Here is a 16,538-nt window from a genome sequence, read left to right as displayed (position 1 = left end):
TTTTGTTCCTTACCATAAGAATGATATATGTTTAAATCTGCCGACTTAAATATTTCAGAACCAGTTAATCAACAAATTTACCGTAAATTAAGAAAAGCGATTATTACTTGTCAAGTATTGCCTGGTGTTTTACTGTCAGAAAAAGAAATTTCTAGTCAATTTAGTGTTTCAAGGCAACCGGTTAGAGAAGCGTTCATTAAATTAGCTGAAGCGGGACTTGTGCAAATTCTTCCTCAACGAGGAACATTTGTTACAAAAATATCGATTAAAAAAGTTATTGATGGCCAATTTATCCGAGATGCTGTTGAGTGTGCAATTATTAAACAAGCTGCACTAAGGATTAGTGAGGCAGATATTTTATTGCTACAAAAAAATCTTGATGAACAAAAAGAAGCTAATAAACATAAGAATATTCATTATTTTCTTGAAAAAGATGATGAGTTTCATCAAATTTTAATGAATGTGATAGACTGCCAAATGGCTTGGGAAAGTGTCGAGAACATTAAAGCAATGATGGATAGAGTCAGATTTCTTTCATTAGAACAGATTTCTCCGCCAGAGGATCTTGTTAAACAACACGAAAAAATTCTGATAGCTTTAAAAAATCATGATCCTGAGCTTGCTGCTATAGCTCAACATGAACATTTATCGGCTATTTTAGAGACAATAAAAATAGTGTCTAAGCAGAAAAATGAATGGTTTGTTGATTAGTATTTATTAAAGCTATGGATTGTTCTTTTTGTTGTAAATAAATATGTCGTTTATCTTTTTTATAACTTGATTTATTTGAATGATTATTTATTTTTACGCAAATAGCCTAAAGCGCCAGCAATCTTTATTGTCCATATTCCATTTTTAAACATTAAAGGAAACGTTGCTCGACTGCTTGCATTAGGTCCTGGGTTTTGTTGCACTATTTCGATTTCGGTATCAGTTACTTTACTGATAATAGCTACATGCCCATAGCTAGACCAATTAAGGACAACAATATCATCCACCTGCGGTTTAGTAGGTGAGCCATTGTGGAATTGTAATAAATTGCGTTGTCGATTAATTTTGCCATCAGCAACTAATGGATCAAAGAAATCTTTTGCATGCCCATAGCTATTAGGCATTTTGTGATTAAAGCGTTGATAATAATAGCGTTTAATAAATTCAACACATTGATATTTCAAACCTAAGTTATAGCCGTCTTTAGCAATATTTCTTCCACTTACATTATTGATGCTACCGTTATAATAGACTTTCACACCATTAAATTCGTCAACGACTTTACCAATTTGGGGGTTATTAATTTCAACATTGGCAAAAGCACACGAATAAAGTATATAGTAGCTTAATATTGATAATAGCAAAAATAAGAACAGACTTTTTTTATAGTTTAATAGCATTTTTTATTTCCATTGTTTTTATAATCTATTATTAATTCTAATTGTTATTTTATTAAAAAAACAAAATAAAAAAAATCTAAATAATAACAACTTAATAGTAATATTATTACGTTATTTTATATTAAACGTACTAGTGTAGTAATTATGAGTACAATAACATCTATTTTTGTATAAGTTAGTGACTTATGATCATGAATGATTATTTTCTGCTGACAATTTGTATAATCCTATTCATCATTACGATAACTATGTTTGAGTTAATAATAGCGGAGGGATTGTAGGATGATTAAGAAAGTTAAAATAAATGTGAAAGGACGAGTGCAAGGTGTTGGATTTCGTTTTTTTACATATCAGCAAGCGCAACAGCTTGGTTTGGTTGGATATGTCCGGAACTTAGATAATGGCGAGGTTGAAATTATTGCTCAAGGTAATAGTTTACAAATAGCAAAATTAACACAATGGATTGAAAATGGCGGACCTGCTTCGTCACGTATTTCGCATGTAAAAATTTATGAATTATTGCCACAAAACGATTTAACTTCTTTTAATGTTCGATATTAATTTAACGAAAAATAAAGTAAAATATATAAAATTTTGAACATTCGAAATAATAATTTCTTATTAACGTGATTAACGTATGTTATGAATAAAAAAAATCTGATCTGCCTTTTACTTCTTATTGCTGTTATCGGTGTTTATTACAATTATCAAAAAGGAGATGGGGTTGCAAGCCAATCTACCCAAGATATATCAGATAAACCGATTTATCAAAGTGATGAGATGTTGACAGATATTTACGACTTATCAGGTGAACTTGTGTATAAAATTGAGTCGAGTCATGTTAGGCATTATGATGATTCAGATAATACTGAATTTGATTTGCCTAATTTCACCATTTATGATCAACAGAATGTAGCTACATGGCATATTAAAGCAAAGAAAGCGACGTTAACGAGTAATAAATTTTTGTACCTTTATCATGATGTACAGTTAGATAATTTGACACAAGAAGCTCAATTAAAACAAGTGAAAACAGATAATGCAGTGGTAGATTTAACTTCACAGTTAGTTACATCAAAAGATCCTGTCATCATTAATGGGGTGGGGTTTTATTCAACCGGTATTGGTTTAGCTGGCGATTTACGTGCAAAAACGGCTAACATACTTGAAAATGTAAAAACATATTATAACACCGAGGCAAAATAAAACATGAGTTCGCTAAAAAAAATTGTTTGCTCCTTCATTTTATTGCTACCTATCTCTTTAAGTAGTTTTGCAAATGAACCGATTACGCAATCAGAAAATCCTAAGATATTTGCCGATAATAAACCCATTGCAATTGATGCTGATAATCAACAAATTGATATTGAAAATAATACTATTACATTTATTGGCAATGTGGTGATTGTTCAAGACGGATTAACCATAAAAGCGGATAAAGTTGTTATCACTGAAATGCAAGATACAGAAAAACAAAAAATTACAGCTTATGGTAATCCAGTGAATTATAAGCAAATTTTGCCTCAAAATAATAAAGTTGTCACAGGACATTCTTCACAAGTGATTTACAATGTCAAACAAAATAATATTGTTTTACAAGGTAATGCTGAATTATTTCAACAAGATAATCATATTATTAGTGATCAGATTACTTACGACGTCAAAAAACAGCAAATATTTGCACAGCCAGGTAAAAATGGGCGAGTAAAAAGCACTATCATCCCAAATCAAGTTAAAGAGATGAACAAGTAAAATGTCAATTTTAAAAGCGGAAAATCTAGCCAAAGTATACAAAAAACGACGTGTTGTTGAAGATGTCAGTTTAACCGTTAATTCAGGCGAAATCGTTGGACTATTGGGGCCTAATGGTGCTGGTAAAACCACCACTTTTTATATGGTGGTTGGTATTGTGACCTTAAATGCGGGTAAAATTTACCTTGATGATCATGATATCAGTATTTTACCTTTACATGAGAGAGCACAAAAAGGCATCGGCTATTTACCGCAAGAGGCCTCTATTTTCAGAAAATTGTCTGTAATTGATAACATTATGGCAATTTTAGAAACGCGCAAAGATATTGATAAAAATGAAAAAATTGACCGTGCTGAAGAATTACTTGAAGAGTTCCATATTACGCATATTCGTGACAGTATAGGGCAATCTTTATCAGGTGGTGAAAGGCGACGAGTTGAAATTGCTCGCGCGTTAGCGGCTAATCCTAAATTTATTTTGCTTGATGAGCCTTTTGCTGGTGTCGATCCGATTTCGGTCATCGATATCAAAGGTATCATTAAACATCTCCGTGATCGGGGTTTAGGTGTATTAATAACTGATCACAATGTGCGTGAAACGTTAGATGTTTGTGAGCGTGCTTATATTGTAAACAAAGGACATTTAATTGCTGAAGGTTCGCCTAATGATATTTTAAGTAACGAATATGTAAAACGCGTTTACTTAGGAAACGAGTTCAGGCTATGATAAAACCTAGTTTACAACTGAAAGTATCTCAACAATTGTCTATGACGCCACAATTACAATTGGCGATTCGGTTACTACAGTTGTCAACTTTAGAACTCCAACAAGAGATTCAAACTGCTCTAGAAAATAATCCATTGCTTGAAATTGCTGATCAATATGACGAAATTAACGTTGAACAAAGCGATGACATTGAACATATTGATACGCGGGAAGCTTTAGATAGCCGAGAGATCCCCGACGATATCCTATTAGATGCATCGTTAGATGATATCTATACCGCAGGAACCCCATCAGGAACGAATTCAGATTATCGTCATGATGAGTTACCTATTTACCAAGGTGAAACTCACGAAACATTACATGATTATTTAGAATGGCAGCTTGAACTCTCTCCATTTAGTGATACTGATAGGGCTATAGCCATTTCGATTATTGAAGCTATTGATGAACGGGGCTATTTAACGGTTACCACAGAAGAAATACTTGAAGGGCTGGGTAATGATGAAATTGAGCTTGCTGAAGTTGAAGCCGTATTAAAGCGCATTTTAAATTTTGATCCGATTGGCGTTGGGGCCAGAACTTTGCAAGAGTGTTTGTCTATTCAAGTGCAACATTTAACACCACCGTTATTTGTTCATCAACTAATTGATAAATACATCGATTTATTGGCTAGTCATGATTATAGAACATTAAAAAAAATATTAGGCGCTAGCGATGAGCAGTTAAAAGAAGCAGTCAATTTTATTCAAAATTTACAGCCATATCCTGGTGATTCAGTTAATACTACACCACCAGATTATGTGATCCCTGATGTTTTAGTAAAAAAAGTGAATGGAAACTGGGGTGTCGATTTGAATAATGACACCATGCCGCGCTTACGTATTAATCAGCAATATGCTGCAATGGAAAAGATAGCAAATGAAAGTGATAGTCAGTATATTCGATCACATTTGCAAAATGCGAATTGGTTTATTAAAAGTATTGAAAATCGTAATGAAACATTACTTAAAGTAAGTCAATTTATTGTTGAGCATCAGCAAGCATTTTTTGAACACGGTACTGAATACATGAAACCAATGATTTTGTCTGATGTTGCAACGGCAATTGATATGCATGAATCAACGATTTCCCGTGTGACAACACAGAAATATTTACAATGCCCTACAGGAATATTTGAATTAAAATTCTTTTTTTCTAGTCATGTAAACACAGAATCAGGTGGTGAAGCCTCATCGACGGCTATTCGTGCTTTAATTAAAAAATATATATTAGCAGAAGATAGCAAAAAACCGTTAAGTGATAGTAAATTGGCCGCAATGCTTGAAGAGCAAGGTATAATTATTGCTCGTCGAACTGTAGCAAAATACCGCGAAGCCTTATCAATTCCTTCATCAAGCCAACGTAAACAGCTTTAAATTTAAAACTGTTTACGGCAACGGATTATTTTAAATGACTTTTTCAGTTTCAATAATCATCATATCCGTAGTAAAAGAACCATCAGCTTGAAGTTCAAAATAACTTTTTGTATCGTCAGCTGCTGTTTCTTGGTAAATTCGTATTGCCTCAATTAACTGTTCAGGAGTACGCATTCGTTTAACCCATGTATCAAAAGAGAGTGTTAAACGGTGGCGAGCTATATTATTAATGACAAAACCTGATTCAGTTAAAAAGGTTAACCACTCACCGGGGGTATAGTCGCGAACGTGTGATGTGTCACGCAAGGCTTCAACAGTTTGTAGCCAAATATCTAGTACAGGATGACCAGGTGAAACAACATCCATAATAATTAATTTACCACCAGGTTTAGTTATGCGATGGAGCTGTCGAATACTTTTGCCCACATCATGCCAGTGATGTGCTGAATAACGGCTGACAACAATATCAAATTGATTATCAGCAAAAGGTGGATATTCAGCATAACCCTGCTTAACGGTTATATTTTGTAAACCGCGCTCTTTTGCTGTTTGCTCTACAACCGATAACATTTCATTTGAAAGATCATAGGCAGTAACATGTTTAACATATTTTGCTGCAATAAAACTGACATGACCTGCGCCACATCCCATATCAAGTAGACTTGCCTCGGAATGTGGTATAAGTAGGTTAGATAAATATTCAAGATCAGGCCCTTGAGCATGTACTTTACTGGTTAAATAAGCATTGGCTTGTTCGCCAAACTGCTGTTTTACATTGTCATGATGTGTTGCCATTGTTTATTCTCATTATTGGGCGCAAATAAGCGCCCAAAAGTTAAAGTTAAGCTAAAAATGAAGGGATTTTCTGTTCAAAGTCGCTAATCGCTTCTTCATGTTGTAAGGTTAAGCCAATATTATCTAACCCATTTAACAAGCAATGACGTTTAAAAGCATCGATTTTAAATGTATATTGCTTGTCGCCGGCAATAACAACTTCATTGACTAAATCAATGGTAAACTCAATGCCTTCATTGGCTTCGACAATTTTAAACAGCTCATTGACATCCTCTTCGGATAAATTAACCAATAATAACTGATTGTTAAATGAGTTATTGTAAAAAATATCGGCAAAGCTTGAACCAATAATAGTCTTAAAACCATAATCAGCTAATGCCCAAGGGGCATGTTCACGAGAAGAACCGCATCCAAAATTTTCACGTGCTAATAAAATGCTGGCACCTTTATAGCGGGGTTTATTCAAGACAAATTCAGGATTAGGCTGTTCGCCAGCATCATCTAAAAAGCGCCATTCATGAAAGGCATGTTGACCAAATCCAGTACGTGTTACTTTCTGTAAAAACTGTTTTGGAATGATTGCATCTGTATCAACATTAGCCGCATCCAAAGGAACAACTAATCCGGTATGTTTTGTAAATTTAGCCATGACAAGTCTCCTTAAAACGGTTTGCGAATATCAGTAAAATGACCAGTAATAGCCGCTGCAGCAGCCATAGCAGGGCTGACTAAATGTGTTCTGGCATCCCGCCCTTGGCGGCCTTCAAAATTACGATTACTAGTTGATGCGCAGCGATCCCCTGGTGCTAATTTATCGTCATTCATTGCAAGGCACATTGAACAGCCCGGCAACCGCCATTCAAAACCAGCGTCGATAAAAATTTTATCTAATCCTTCGGCTTCGGCTTGTTCTTTGACAGGACCTGAGCCTGGCACGACTAATGCTTGTACACCTTCTGCCACTTTACGACCCTTAGCAATTTGCGCCGCTGCGCGTAAATCTTCAATTCTCGAATTTGTACATGAGCCAATAAACACTTTATTGATCTTAATATCTGTCATTTTGGTGCCTGCGGTTAATCCCATATAAGTTAATGCGCGTTCTGCGGAATGTTTCTCGATAGGATCAGAAAAAAACTCGGGATTGGGTACTGTTGCATCAATGGACGTGACTTGACCCGGATTTGTTCCCCAAGTGACTTGAGGTGCAATATCTTTACCTTCAAGTGTGACCACGGTATCAAACTGCGCACCGTCATCGGTTTTTAGAGTTTTCCAATAGGCAACAGCTTTTTCAAAATCTTCCCCTTTTGGTGAAAATTGACGACCTTTTAAGTACTCAAAAGTCACTTCATCTGGCGCAATAATGCCAGCTTTAGCCCCCATCTCGATTGCCATATTGCATAATGTCATGCGTCCTTCCATTGATAATGATTTAATGGCATCACCACAAAATTCAACCACATGCCCAGTACCACCAGCACTAGTGGTTTTACCAATAATCGCTAATATAATATCTTTGGCCGTGATTCCTTCAGCTACTTGACCTTTGACCTCGATTTTCATGGTTTTAGCCCGACCTTGTTTTAAGGTTTGAGTGGCTAAGACATGCTCAACTTCAGAGGTGCCAATCCCGAATGCTAGTGCGCCAAATGCACCATGAGTTGCGGTATGTGAATCACCACACACAATAGTCATACCGGGTAAAGTCATACCTTGTTCAGGACCGACCACATGGACAATACCACGTAATGGGCTTTGTAAATCATATAACGAAACACCAAACTCTTTGGCATTTTTTGCCAGTTCAGTTAATTGAATGCGAGCCATTTCGCTGCAAGCATTTAAATCATTACTTTTGGTTGAAGTATTATGATCCATGGTTGCAAAAGTTTTATGAGGCTGACGCACTTTACGATTCATTGCACGCAAACCATCAAATGCTTGTGGAGAGGTGACTTCATGCACTAAATGACGATCAATATATAAAATAGGTGTTTCGTTTGGTGCTTCATAAACGACATGTGCATCATATAATTTTTGATACAGTGTTTTTGACATTGCATATTCCTTATTATTTTTACAACAAGTACTAACGAATTAGTTTATCGCATTATTTTATTTACGGTTGTAATCAAACCATGCGGTTAAATCAACTTACAAATAATATCACCCATTTCATCGGTCGATACTGGCTGTTCTTTTTGGGCTAGATCAATAGTACGATAGCCTTGCTCTAATGCTTTATTTACGGCTGTTTCGATAGCTGAGGCAATATCATCTCTTTTTAAGCTATAACGTACTAGCAATGCTAAAGATAGAATTTGTGCTGCTGGATTGGCAATGTTTTTACCAGCAATATCTGGCGCACTACCGCCTGCAGGTTCGTATAATCCAAATCCTTGTTCGTTAAGGCTGGCAGAAGGTAACATCCCCATAGAGCCCGTTATCATAGCGCATTCATCAGACAAGATATCACCAAATAAATTTGAACATAAAATAACATCAAACTGTGAAGGATCTTTAACTAATTGCATAGTGGCATTATCAATATACATATGTTCAAGAGCAACATCTGGATAGTTTTTAGCAACTTCACTCACCACTTCACGCCATAAAATTGAGGTTTGTAATACATTAGCTTTATCAATTGATGTCACTTTCTTACGGCGTAAACGCGCGGCTTCAAAGCCCATTTTGGCGATGCGTTCGATTTCAAAACGGTGATACACTTCAGTATCAAAAGCCTTTTCTTGCGCACCACTTCCTTCTCGTCCTTTTGGTAGACCAAAATAGATACCGCCAGTTAATTCGCGCATACATAAAATATCAAAACCACGCTCGGCAATATCGGCGCGTAATGGGCAAAGATCTTCTAATCCTTGATATAAGCGAGCAGGGCGCATATTAGCAAATAATTTGAAATGTTTGCGTAGTGGCAATAACGCACCGCGTTCAGGTTGTTGGTCGGGTGGTAAGTTAGTCCATTTTGGTCCGCCCACTGAGCCAAATAAAATAGCATCCGCTTTTTCGCATCCTTCTAGTGTTTCTTTCGGTAATGGACAGCCATGAATATCAATTGCTGCACCACCGACATCATATTCGCTAGTAGTAATAGAAAGTTGATATTTTTGGCGGATAACGTCCAATACTTTATAGGCTTGTTTCATTACTTCAGGGCCAATGCCATCGCCAGGCAGTACTGCAATATGATAGTTTTGTGACATTTTTTATTCCTTTATAATCTCATTTAATCTTCTTATTTTGCTGTTAAACGAGCAAAACAAATAATTTTTTAATCTTGGTGTAATTTTTGTTTTTCTTGGGCAACTTGATTTGCTCTATACACATTATTTAATACATTAATTAAAGCCAACGCCGATGAGTGAACAATATCAGTTGCAAGTCCAACACCATGGAACTTACGCCCCTTATATTCGGCAACAATATCCACTTGGCCTAACGCATTTTCGCCTTGTCCTTTAGAAGCTAACTGGTATTTGACAATCGAAATCGGCTCGCCAGTAATCCGATTTATGGCTTGGTAAACTGCATCGACCGGGCCATTACCTGTTGCTGCATCGGAATACTTTTTATCGCCAATTAATAAACTGACTGAAGCAGTTGAAACCACTGTTGAACCCGACTGAACATTAAAATAATCCAAAACATAATGTTCTTTTTCATCTTTCAATTGGTTGATAAAGATTAATGCTTCTAAATCATAATCAAACACTTGACCTTTTTTATCAGCCAGTTCTAAAAACGCTTCATAGACTTGATCTAAGTTATAATCTTTATCGTGATAACCCAGCTCTTCTAAACGATGTTTAACCGCGGCGCGTCCAGAGCGAGAGGTTAAGTTTAATTGAATCTGATTTAAGCCGATTGATTCAGGGGTCATAATCTCGTAAGTTTCACGATTTTTTAAAACCCCATCTTGATGAATCCCTGATGAGTGAGCAAAAGCATTACTACCAATAATTGCTTTATTGCCCGGAATTGGCATGTTAGTAATTTGGCTGACAATTTGGCTGGTACGATAAATCTCTTGATGATTGATATTGGTATGAACATTTAAAATATTTTGGCGAACTTTGATTGCCATAATCACTTCTTCAAGTGCGGTATTACCTGCACGTTCGCCTAAACCATTCATCGCCCCTTCAATTTGCCGAGCGCCTTCTTGAACCGCGCTAATCGAGTTAGCCACCGACATGCCCAAGTCATCATGGCAATGCACAGAGATAACCGCTTGATCAATGTTCGGGACACGTTCAAATAAGGTATGAATAATGCCACCAAATTGATAAGGGACAGTATAACCGACAGTATCCGGAATATTGATCGTTCTTGCCCCGGCTTTAATTGCTGCCTCAACGATCCGACATAAGTTATCAATTGGGGTACGACCTGCATCTTCACAAGAAAACTCCACATCATTAGTATAATTACGTGCACGTTTAATACAGTGCACCGCCCGTTCAATGACATCATCAAATGTCATTTTTAATTTATCTTTAACATGTAAGGTTGATGTTGCCATAAAAGTATGAATTCGAAATTGATCAGCAACTTTTAATGCCTCGGCAGCAACATCAATATCTTTATCAACACAACGAGATAAGGCACAAACACGGCTATCTTTAATGGTTTTAGCAATCGTTTGTACCGATTCAAAATCACCGGGTGATGATACAGGAAAGCCAACTTCCATCACATCGACTCGCATTCGCTCCAGTGCAAGCGCTATTTGTAACTTTTCTTTAACACTTAAACTTGCTTGTAATGCTTGTTCGCCATCACGTAACGTTGTATCAAAAATAATGACTTGATCGCTCATTGTTTTTCCTTTTATATATTTTAGCGCTATTACGGTATTTCAAGTTAAGAAAACAAAAAAACCCGCACTTTAGCGCGGGTTCTTGTAATTTGTTGAGTCTTTATTTAACTACTTCTTTTACTCCACACACAAGCTATCCGCGCAAATTGATGCGAGGAGGAGGCTGAGGTCGAGTGATAAATAGTTAACAAACATAAAAATCTCTATTTTGATTGTAATTAATACAGACTAAAACTGATGATATTTTTACCAAATGATATTAGTGGTGTCAATGATTATTTGCAGCCAATCTTAATATATTCTATTTTTATTAAAACAAAGTACCCAATACTAATAAGCATTGCTTCGCTATTTGACAAATCTATTAAAATAATAAGTTGAGACATAATGAAACCGAATTATAATAATGAAAAGAATAACTCACGAGGGTATAACAATGAACATAGTTGATATTTCTCAAAAACGCTATACGACCAAACATTATGATCCAACCAAAAAAATTCCTGCCGACAAGATTGAACAATTATTAACTGTTTTAAGAAATAGCCCATCATCAGTTAACTCACAACCATGGCATTTTTATGTTATTGATAGTGATGCGTCAAAAAATAAAATTTTACCGGCTATACTTGAATTTAATCAACCAAGAGTGACTGGCGCTTCGCACACTATTGTCTTTTGTATTAAAACACCATTAGACGAAGCTCATTTAGTCAATCTACTTAATCAAGAAGAGAAAGACGGTCGATATCCTTCAACCGATCTTAAACAAGCACAAGATCAAGGTCGTCGGCACTTTGTAAAGCTTAATAGCACAACCATTGAATCGCAACAATATTGGGAAAGTAAACAAGCTTACCTCGCATTAGGGCAACTGCTTTTTGCAGCAGCGGCAATAGGTATTGATTCAACGGCTATTGAAGGATATGACGCCCAAAAAATGGACGAGATTTTAGAGCTCAAAAGCAAAGGGCTTAAAAGTGTTATTGTAGCCACATTAGGCTATCGAGCCGAAAATGACGGCAATGCGCATCGACCAAAATCACGCTTATCGAAAGAGCAACTTTTTACGTTTTTATAAACAAAAATAACGTTTCCAAATTATCCCACCTAGTAAAAGGTGGGATACCTTAAAATGGCTTTATATCATTTTTGATAATAATTTTGATATTGCTTGAGTTTATCTTCTAGTACTTGTTGTTGTTCTGGAGTAAAGTCTTCGTTAAAACAGAGATAACAAGCATATTTTTGAATATAGAACAAATAGCCTTTGTTGAATTTTTCAATTTTATAAAATTGAAAATATTTTATATTAAACGTTAATATTATATTCTTAGGTATGAATTCAATGCGATCTTCATAAAAAATACAACTCATATTTTGAAATGAATCATCTAATGTTTTAACACTATTTTTTGCGAATTCTTTTGTACTATTTTTAGAACAAATAACTGACAAAAATGAGAGTAAAAACAGCAAGCCAGATACAAGAAAGTTTTTTGAAAAAAATAAAACACTACCAAGAAAAAAGAAACACGCTACTATCATAAAAAATAAGGATGTTTTACGAAATACATAACGAGCCAAAGTATAAATTCGGTGATAGTCCAGTACGTAATTTTTAATTACTGCTATTTGTGTTTCTTGATTTTTAGAAAAGTAAGGCTCTAAATAGCGTTTAACCATAATTAGATCATCAGGTTTAAACAGATCATAGCTTACAAAGTCAAAATACGTTTTATTGATAAAAAAAACAAAACCTTTTTGTGCTTGATGTACCTGATACAAGTCAGAGTAATAAAATGTATTGACTTCATTTTTATCTTTATTTCGTTTTACCCATTTTTCATTATCGAAAGTGATGGCAAAATTCCGCATATTATTGGCAATTGAGTTGTTTAATTTTTGCGTGAACTCTTCGTCTAAAGAACCAAGATATGCACAATAAGAATCTTGTATATATTGATGATCAATGTGATACTCAACGACTATTTCTTGCATAATAAATACAATCTAATTTAAGGTATTGTTGATTATATATGCACATGGGGTGAATTTGAACGGTTTTATATAAATCTACCGTTAACACCATTTAACCAAATTACTCACATTATTACAAATAACCCTAGACCCAATCTTCAGAATCGCTACAATATACGCCATTAGTCATATAGCAAATGCCTTTTGCTATTTTTAACCCAATAAACGGATGATGTTTTATGGCGCAATATGTTTATACCATGAATCGCGTTGGGAAGATTGTTCCTCCTAAACGCTATATTTTAAAAGATATCTCTTTAAGCTTCTTTCCGGGTGCCAAAATTGGTGTGCTTGGTTTAAATGGGGCGGGTAAATCCACCTTACTGCGAATTATGGCAGGGGTGGATACCGAAATCGAAGGTGAAGCACGCCCACAGCCTGGCATTAAAATTGGTTATTTACCACAAGAGCCGAAATTAGATCCTAAACAAACCGTACGCGAAGCCGTTGAACAAGCGGTTGGTGATGCTAAAAAGGCGTTAGCACGATTAGACGAAGTGTACGCAGCTTATGCTGATCCTGATGCTGATTTTGACAAATTAGCCAAAGAACAAGCGGAACTAGAAGCCATAATTCAAGCACAAGATGCGCATAATTTAGATAACCAATTAGAACGAGCTGCTGATGCACTGCGTTTACCTGATTGGGATGCAAAAATTGAAAACTTATCAGGTGGTGAACGCCGTCGTGTAGCTATTTGTCAGTTATTGCTAGAAAAACCTGATATGTTATTAATTGACGAACCAACCAACCACTTAGATGCCGAATCGGTTGCATGGTTAGAACGATTTTTACATGACTACGAAGGTACCGTTGTTGCGGTAACCCACGATCGCTACTTTTTAGATAACGTAGCTGGTTGGATTTTAGAACTTGACCGTGGTGAAGGCATTCCTTGGGAAGGGAACTACTCATCTTGGCTTGAACAAAAAGATCAGCGTTTAGCGCAAGAAGCTTCGACCGAATCAGCACGTCGTAAATCGATCGAAAAAGAACTCGAGTGGGTACGGCAAAATCCAAAAGGGCGCCAAGCAAAAAGCAAAGCCCGTTTAGCCCGTTTTGAAGAACTCAACAGCAACGATTATCAAAAACGTAACGAAACTAACGAACTATTTATTCCACCTGGGCAACGTTTGGGTGATAAAGTGATTGAGGTCAATAACCTAACTAAATCGTATGGCGATCGCGTGTTGATTGATAACCTCTCTTTTAGCATTCCAAAAGGGGCAATTGTTGGCATTATTGGTCCAAATGGGGCAGGTAAATCCACGCTATTTAGAATGCTATCGGGCAAAGAGCAACCCGATTCAGGTACCATTACTTTAGGTGAAACCGTGCAGTTAGCTTCGGTTGATCAGTTCCGCGATAACATGGATGATAAAAAAACCGTTTGGGATGAGATCTCAAATGGTCAAGATATTATGCGTATCGGCAATTTTGAAATTCCAAGTCGTGCTTATGTTGGTCGTTTTAACTTTAAAGGTGTTGATCAGCAAAAACGTGTAGGTGAACTTTCAGGTGGTGAACGTGGACGCGTGCATTTAGCCAAATTATTGCAAGTAGGCGGTAATGTTCTGTTACTTGACGAACCGACCAATGACTTAGATGTCGAAACGCTACGTGCGTTGGAAAATGCATTATTAGAGTTCCCGGGCTGTGCCTTAGTGATTTCGCATGACCGTTGGTTCTTAGATCGCATTGCCACCCATATTTTGGATTATCAAGATGAAGGCCATGTTGAATTTTTTGAAGGTAACTTTACCGAGTACGAAGAGTGGAAAAAACGCACACTAGGTGCTGAGGCATTAGAGCCAAAACGCGCTAAATATAAACGAATCACCAAATAGATTTAACCTTCATTCCATTCCGCTGAAATGATGCCAGCGGAATGGTTTATCTTCTTGATATCAATCTTAAACTATTTTTTACACGTTAGTGACTTAAACTAGCGCCTTAGATACTTTAATAATTTTGGCAAAGGTATCAGTTAGCAAACGTGGTATAGCGTTTATACCACGTGATTTTGCATCATCACAAATGGCAATCGCAAGATCAGGTTTTGAACTTTTATGAATCGCTTTTTGAATAATTTGATGTACAGGCAGATCAATATGCTGTGTTGTATTATAAGCAGCAAGTTTATAAACATGACTAAAACCATGTTTAAATAAAAAGTTTTCAATATCTCGGGCTGGTAAAACGGTTAAGTAATCATCGGGATTTTTATCGTCACCACATAGCGATTTTACGGTATCGGCATATTTCTTGCCAGCCATATCTCCATCGGTTATCACATACCAATGAATGCCCATTTTATTAGCATATTTAATCAATGGTTTTAAACCACATTGCGCAAACTCAATTAACTGAACGCCTTCAGAACTTAAATGGTAACCGCTCTGTTCAGCCAATTCACGCAGTAGCCAAACTTCGGTTTCTCCTTCGACTAACAGCCAACAACGGGCAAACAGTGCACTGGCACGGCGGTAAAAAATATGGAACAAAATGCGCCGGCTATCATCAATCCCAAAAGATTGGGGCGTGATATATTTGGGCACAATTTTATCGGGTAGACGAATCAATCGGTACAGACACTCTAATGGAAATAACGAAACTAAATCACTTGAATTAGACGTAATGATTTTTTGTGTTGGCAGATGCTTCAACAATCGAAAGCCAACCGACAAAATAATCGGATGTAACTGACTTTCTGGCTCTTCTAAAATCAAAATAGGCACAGCGTGTTGTGAAAGCGTATTATGGCCTTTGGCATTAATGATCGACCCCAAAATCCCTAACAGTGCAGTTCGCAAATAGTCGTTATCAAGATCATCTAACACATTATTAATTCGCTCAAGCGAATTCCAATCTTCACTACGTGGTGAGCCTTTTTGGGCAACATGCTTATAATGGTCACGGTGCTCTTGATCGGCAAAATAATACTCTAAAAGCGCTCTAGCAGCTTGCAAACCGCGGTGTAACTCATCTTGTGTCAATTGTGTCGAATACGCTTTTAATTGCTCACAAAGTTGCAAAGTATAGTATTCGGATAAGGGCTGATTGGTAATGGGTAAATTCTGCAGACTAATCGAGCTCTTTAGTGCCATAACAGGGTTAAGCATAATTAAATGGGCAATTAACGCCTTGTGATCAGCAAAAGCGAAAGTTCTTTGTTGCAAATCCACCAAAGAGTGTTGGGTTATAATCTTATCGGCTTGTTTATTGGCGGTAATAAGGTAAGTGATTCGACGCAGTTTATCTTGATCAACAGTATAAGCAACGGGTAATAGTCGTTGATAGATGGGATTATTAAGTTCATTAAAATAGGACTCACAATAGGTTATTTTAATCACAATCTTATTGCCATAGACATCGTATTTATCGTGATAAAAATCAGAATCCACAAATTGATAAAACTGATTATCAAGTGACAGCAATTGCAAAGCGCTAATCAAACTTGACCGACCCCAACGGTTTTCGCCCATTAGCACGCTAACGCTTGGATTTAAGGTTAAAGATAGCGATTTGATACCTTTAAATCCTGAAATATCCATTTGCTCAATAAACATGGTACC

Annotated in this window: 16 protein-coding genes; 8 read left to right on the top strand and 8 right to left on the bottom strand. The window is 36.4% G+C overall.

Going from position 1 to position 16,538, the window contains the following annotated elements:
* The first annotated feature begins 27 nt into the window (after window positions 1-27).
* A complete protein-coding gene (locus ACYIAJ_RS03500) occupies window positions 28-711 on the top strand; it encodes a GntR family transcriptional regulator (RefSeq protein WP_483558451.1) in 684 nt (227 codons plus the stop codon).
* Between the two features lie 83 nt (window positions 712-794).
* On the opposite strand, the gene ACYIAJ_RS03495 is transcribed toward ACYIAJ_RS03500, so the two are convergent.
* Window positions 795-1,391, bottom strand: a complete 597-nt coding sequence (locus ACYIAJ_RS03495) for a CHAP domain-containing protein (protein WP_091349107.1) — start codon at window positions 1,389-1,391, stop codon at window positions 795-797.
* Between the two features lie 282 nt (window positions 1,392-1,673).
* Between ACYIAJ_RS03495 and yccX the strand changes: the two genes are divergently transcribed.
* The 5 genes from yccX (at window position 1,674) to ACYIAJ_RS03470 (ending at window position 5,285) form a co-directional block, all read left to right on the top strand.
* Window positions 1,674-1,952 carry an acylphosphatase gene (yccX, locus tag ACYIAJ_RS03490; protein WP_174786400.1) on the top strand — a complete coding sequence of 93 codons (279 nt, stop codon included), beginning with the start codon at window positions 1,674-1,676 and terminating at the stop codon, window positions 1,950-1,952.
* Window positions 1,953-2,033: 81 nt separating this feature from the next.
* The gene (lptC, locus tag ACYIAJ_RS03485) at window positions 2,034-2,597 is read left to right on the top strand and encodes an LPS export ABC transporter periplasmic protein LptC (protein WP_091349112.1); all 564 of its coding nucleotides are present in this window, start codon (window positions 2,034-2,036) and stop codon (window positions 2,595-2,597) included.
* Window positions 2,598-2,600: 3 nt separating this feature from the next.
* Complete coding sequence (lptA, locus tag ACYIAJ_RS03480) at window positions 2,601-3,143, top strand: lipopolysaccharide transport periplasmic protein LptA (protein ID WP_483558450.1); 543 nt, start codon at window positions 2,601-2,603, stop codon at window positions 3,141-3,143.
* Window position 3,144: 1 nt separating this feature from the next.
* A complete protein-coding gene (gene lptB / locus ACYIAJ_RS03475) occupies window positions 3,145-3,870 on the top strand; it encodes an LPS export ABC transporter ATP-binding protein (protein ID WP_091349119.1) in 726 nt (241 codons plus the stop codon).
* Window positions 3,870-5,285, top strand: a complete 1,416-nt coding sequence (locus ACYIAJ_RS03470) for an RNA polymerase factor sigma-54 (protein ID WP_483564406.1) — start codon at window positions 3,870-3,872, stop codon at window positions 5,283-5,285. The genes lptB and ACYIAJ_RS03470 overlap by 1 nt, the downstream gene beginning before the upstream one ends.
* 30 nt (window positions 5,286-5,315) lie before the next feature.
* Here ACYIAJ_RS03470 and ACYIAJ_RS03465 read toward each other — a convergent pair whose 3' ends face one another.
* From ACYIAJ_RS03465 to leuA, 5 genes are all read right to left on the bottom strand, one after another.
* Window positions 5,316-6,080, bottom strand: a complete 765-nt coding sequence (locus tag ACYIAJ_RS03465) for a class I SAM-dependent methyltransferase (protein ID WP_483558448.1) — start codon at window positions 6,078-6,080, stop codon at window positions 5,316-5,318.
* Between the two features lie 46 nt (window positions 6,081-6,126).
* On the bottom strand, window positions 6,127-6,729 hold the full coding sequence (gene leuD / locus ACYIAJ_RS03460; RefSeq protein WP_483558447.1) for a 3-isopropylmalate dehydratase small subunit: 603 nt from the start codon (window positions 6,727-6,729) through the stop codon (window positions 6,127-6,129).
* Between the two features lie 11 nt (window positions 6,730-6,740).
* Window positions 6,741-8,141 carry a 3-isopropylmalate dehydratase large subunit gene (leuC, locus tag ACYIAJ_RS03455; protein WP_483558445.1) on the bottom strand — a complete coding sequence of 467 codons (1,401 nt, stop codon included), beginning with the start codon at window positions 8,139-8,141 and terminating at the stop codon, window positions 6,741-6,743.
* An 86-nt stretch (window positions 8,142-8,227) separates the two neighbouring features.
* The gene (gene leuB / locus ACYIAJ_RS03450; protein WP_483558443.1) at window positions 8,228-9,307 is read right to left on the bottom strand and encodes a 3-isopropylmalate dehydrogenase; all 1,080 of its coding nucleotides are present in this window, start codon (window positions 9,305-9,307) and stop codon (window positions 8,228-8,230) included.
* A 68-nt stretch (window positions 9,308-9,375) separates the two neighbouring features.
* Complete coding sequence (leuA, locus tag ACYIAJ_RS03445) at window positions 9,376-10,923, bottom strand: 2-isopropylmalate synthase (protein WP_091349132.1); 1,548 nt, start codon at window positions 10,921-10,923, stop codon at window positions 9,376-9,378.
* Between the two features lie 436 nt (window positions 10,924-11,359).
* Here leuA and nfsB point away from each other — a divergent pair, with 436 nt between their 5' ends.
* Window positions 11,360-12,004, top strand: coding sequence for an oxygen-insensitive NAD(P)H nitroreductase (gene nfsB, locus ACYIAJ_RS03440; protein ID WP_483558442.1), 645 nt, complete (start codon window positions 11,360-11,362; stop codon window positions 12,002-12,004).
* 65 nt (window positions 12,005-12,069) lie between these two features.
* Here the strand turns inward: nfsB and ACYIAJ_RS03435 are convergent, their stop codons facing one another.
* A complete protein-coding gene (locus ACYIAJ_RS03435) occupies window positions 12,070-12,924 on the bottom strand; it encodes a hypothetical protein (protein WP_483564356.1) in 855 nt (284 codons plus the stop codon).
* A 218-nt stretch (window positions 12,925-13,142) separates the two neighbouring features.
* On the opposite strand from ACYIAJ_RS03435, the gene ettA reads away from it, so the two are divergent.
* The gene (gene ettA, locus ACYIAJ_RS03430) at window positions 13,143-14,810 is read left to right on the top strand and encodes an energy-dependent translational throttle protein EttA (protein ID WP_160401998.1); all 1,668 of its coding nucleotides are present in this window, start codon (window positions 13,143-13,145) and stop codon (window positions 14,808-14,810) included.
* A 93-nt stretch (window positions 14,811-14,903) separates the two neighbouring features.
* Here the strand turns inward: ettA and ACYIAJ_RS03425 are convergent, their stop codons facing one another.
* A complete protein-coding gene (locus ACYIAJ_RS03425) occupies window positions 14,904-16,532 on the bottom strand; it encodes a DUF2813 domain-containing protein (protein ID WP_483564355.1) in 1,629 nt (542 codons plus the stop codon).
* Window positions 16,533-16,538: the final 6 nt, after the last annotated feature.

The sequence above is a fragment of the Gilliamella sp. X-46 genome (assembly GCF_057063525.1).
The sequence above is the reverse complement of the archived record's forward strand: the minus strand, read 5'-3'. Positions and strand labels throughout refer to the sequence as shown.

Coding starts and splice junctions, on each gene's coding strand:
- leuD (WP_483558447.1), bottom strand. CDS start 6,729: ATGGCTAAATTTACAAAACATACCGGATTAGTTGTTCCTTTGGATGCG.
- yccX (WP_174786400.1), top strand. CDS start 1,674: ATGATTAAGAAAGTTAAAATAAATGTGAAAGGACGAGTGCAAGGTGTT.
- ACYIAJ_RS03435 (WP_483564356.1), bottom strand. CDS start 12,924: ATGCAAGAAATAGTCGTTGAGTATCACATTGATCATCAATATATACAA.
- leuA (WP_091349132.1), bottom strand. CDS start 10,923: ATGAGCGATCAAGTCATTATTTTTGATACAACGTTACGTGATGGCGAA.
- lptB (WP_091349119.1), top strand. CDS start 3,145: ATGTCAATTTTAAAAGCGGAAAATCTAGCCAAAGTATACAAAAAACGA.
- ACYIAJ_RS03465 (WP_483558448.1), bottom strand. CDS start 6,080: ATGGCAACACATCATGACAATGTAAAACAGCAGTTTGGCGAACAAGCC.
- lptC (WP_091349112.1), top strand. CDS start 2,034: ATGAATAAAAAAAATCTGATCTGCCTTTTACTTCTTATTGCTGTTATC.
- nfsB (WP_483558442.1), top strand. CDS start 11,360: ATGAACATAGTTGATATTTCTCAAAAACGCTATACGACCAAACATTAT.
- lptA (WP_483558450.1), top strand. CDS start 2,601: ATGAGTTCGCTAAAAAAAATTGTTTGCTCCTTCATTTTATTGCTACCT.
- ACYIAJ_RS03495 (WP_091349107.1), bottom strand. CDS start 1,391: ATGCTATTAAACTATAAAAAAAGTCTGTTCTTATTTTTGCTATTATCA.
- leuC (WP_483558445.1), bottom strand. CDS start 8,141: ATGTCAAAAACACTGTATCAAAAATTATATGATGCACATGTCGTTTAT.
- ACYIAJ_RS03425 (WP_483564355.1), bottom strand. CDS start 16,532: ATGTTTATTGAGCAAATGGATATTTCAGGATTTAAAGGTATCAAATCG.
- leuB (WP_483558443.1), bottom strand. CDS start 9,307: ATGTCACAAAACTATCATATTGCAGTACTGCCTGGCGATGGCATTGGC.
- ettA (WP_160401998.1), top strand. CDS start 13,143: ATGGCGCAATATGTTTATACCATGAATCGCGTTGGGAAGATTGTTCCT.
- ACYIAJ_RS03500 (WP_483558451.1), top strand. CDS start 28: ATGTTTAAATCTGCCGACTTAAATATTTCAGAACCAGTTAATCAACAA.